A 2,295-nucleotide genomic window follows, 5' to 3' on the forward strand; every position below is an offset into this window, starting at 1 on the left:
GGGCAAAATGGCTCAAGAAGCGACGAACGGGGCGATTCCGGTTGCACCTGGTGCGAGGCCAGCGGCAAGCTGGCTATGGGCGTAGTCACCTGTGGCGAGGGGATGGGCCGGGTTGTGGTAAGCCCGGCCCTTCCTGCGTCTGTAGCCGGGAACTCCCGGTTATAGGCCGAAGGATGGCCGTACAGGGCACTCAGACGAGTTTCCGATACCAACCTACCGGACAAGAGCCGGAAGCCATCATACGGCCCTCTGACGGCCTTATAGCGGATGATCGCAAGAGGCGATCGCCTGTTCTCCTGACGCGATCAGGTGGGGCATGGTGCCGTTCCATGTTGGGGCTTCTCGCGGCCCGGCCGGAAAGGGCGGCACTCTGGCGGCAATTTTCGCAGTGCCACCATGCCGCGCCCTAACCCCATGTGCAGACAGAGGAATCCGGAAAACCAAGGTCACAGAGTGCCGGTTTCTTTAATCTTGCCCTCACTTTTTTCGCCTTCTCCCACCCCGGAACGTAGACGAAATTGGTGTTTTGTATTACACTGAAATACAGTATTGGGAGGGTATGTCATGGCTGTCAGTCGCATGGTCCAGGCCCGAGTGCCGGGTGAGATTCAGGAAGCCGCGAACCAGGTCATTCACGCGGCCGGGCTGACGGTGAGTGATGTGGTGCGTGTGCTGATGACGCGGATTGCCCAGGACAAGGTGATTCCGGCCGCGCTGTTTCAGCCCAATGCGGAGACGCTGGCAGCGTTTACTGAGGTCGAGCGTGGGGATCTGACGCGCTTCAGGTCTGTCGATGCGCTGTTCGAAGATCTCCATGCGGACGATTGAGCGCACGACGGCTTTCAAGCGTGATTTCAAACGGGTGGCGAAGGGACCGCATCGGGCTGCCCTAGACACCGATCTGCGGCGAATTATCGAGCTTCTGGTGGTCGATGCGGCATTGGAAATACGGCATCGCGACCATGCCCTGACAGGCAACTGGAAGGACTATCGGGACTGCCATGTGAAGCCTGATCTGGTGCTGATCTATCGCCTCATTGAGGCCGATCGCCTGGTCTTGGTGCGACTGGGCTCCCATTCGGAACTCGACCTCTAGCCTTTAAGGGAAAGACAGGCGTCTTAGTCCCGGTGCATCAGAGAGTGCGCGCTTATACGTTGCCCAAAGGGCAACGTGCGCTTGGTGTCGGGCGATCTATTTTTCGGTGGCCGGCAAGTCTGGTTCCATGCCGTCGAAAGAAGGCTGAGATGGTGGTGGTAAGCCGGGGCCGGTAGGTAGCTGCTTCTCTCCCGGATACAGGTCTGGAATGGCCTGTAGAGGCGGCTGTGCGCCAATTTCGGTCTTATCGGGTTGTTCGTCGTCTGAGAGCAACACAGCGGCAGAAAACAGGCTGTAGCGGATACCATCGCGGTTTCCGGACCAAGCCACTCGGTCATTAACGATGTAAGCACAAGCCGTGCCTGTGGGGCCGATCTGTCGAACTTCGATCCAGTTGCCCTCTCGTAAAACGGACAAAGCCCTTTTGAGAGTATTCAAGCCGCAACCAGCCATTTTGGCCAATGTAGCTTGGGATGCGACGAGAGCATTATTGCGGCCCATTTGGGAGGTCATAAGCATCATAACGGCCGCTGCTCTAGGATTTGATACAGCTAATTTTGACCATCGTTCCATAGCCGCTCGTTCGACCTGAACCCAAGTTCCGTTGGGTGCGGTGGTTAATCCAACGTGCTTTGGCTTCATGGCCTACCCCTAGATCAAATCAGACGATTTTTCATCCAAATTTGGATGAAATTCATCCATTTTATAGCGAAAAATGTAGATAAATTCAATCCAAATTTGGACAAATTCCATCCAAACCTAGCCCATAGCTGGTGGGCTAGGGGTAGCCCATAGCTGGTGGGCTACCCCCCCCCCTCACATCATTGATAAATAACAATTTTTTTCGTGGTCTCTCTCTATGATCTTTGGACCGTCCCCGAAGCCCACGGGGGCGGCGCAGCGAACGCCTTGCGTGAGCGGCAGCGGAGCCGCGCCGGTGGACCCTCGGGGGCGGATCAGAGGCTCATAAAAGGGCGATTAATTCCGTTTTCGTATCGTTGTGCGACGCTTCAGCGACCGGGTGTGTCGATTAACCGTCACACCGCTCCGGCGCCTTCGGCGGGCTACGCCGCTCCCGCTCCGCGCTCGCCCGGAGCCTGCAAGGCCAGCGAAACCGGGGAAGGGCAAAATGGCTCAAGAAGCGACGAACGGGGCGATTCCGGTTGCACCTGGTGCGAGGCCAGCGGCAAGCTGGCTAT

The 2,295-nt window shown here is 57.3% G+C and carries 3 protein-coding genes; 2 read left to right on the top strand and 1 reads right to left on the bottom strand.

The genetic code is table 11. The features are described from left to right. The first annotated feature begins 564 nt into the window (after nt 1-564). Both GWK63_RS16995 and GWK63_RS17000 read left to right on the top strand, forming a co-directional pair. Nucleotides 565-828 carry a type II toxin-antitoxin system RelB/DinJ family antitoxin gene (locus GWK63_RS16995; RefSeq protein WP_014106741.1) on the top strand — a complete coding sequence of 88 codons (264 nt, stop codon included), beginning with the start codon at nt 565-567 and terminating at the stop codon, nt 826-828. Continuing rightward, nucleotides 815-1,096, top strand: coding sequence for a type II toxin-antitoxin system YafQ family toxin (locus GWK63_RS17000; RefSeq protein ID WP_014106742.1), 282 nt, complete (start codon nt 815-817; stop codon nt 1,094-1,096). The genes GWK63_RS16995 and GWK63_RS17000 overlap by 14 nt, the downstream gene beginning before the upstream one ends. A gap of 96 nt (nt 1,097-1,192) precedes the next feature. Here GWK63_RS17000 and GWK63_RS17005 read toward each other — a convergent pair whose 3' ends face one another. Continuing rightward, nucleotides 1,193-1,738 (bottom strand): replication/maintenance protein RepL, encoded by a 546-nt coding sequence (locus GWK63_RS17005; RefSeq protein WP_020958252.1) that lies wholly within the window; start codon nt 1,736-1,738, stop codon nt 1,193-1,195. Nucleotides 1,739-2,295 lie beyond the last annotated feature (557 nt).

This window comes from Komagataeibacter rhaeticus, assembly GCF_011611525.1.
Taxonomy (GTDB): domain Bacteria; phylum Pseudomonadota; class Alphaproteobacteria; order Acetobacterales; family Acetobacteraceae; genus Komagataeibacter; species Komagataeibacter rhaeticus.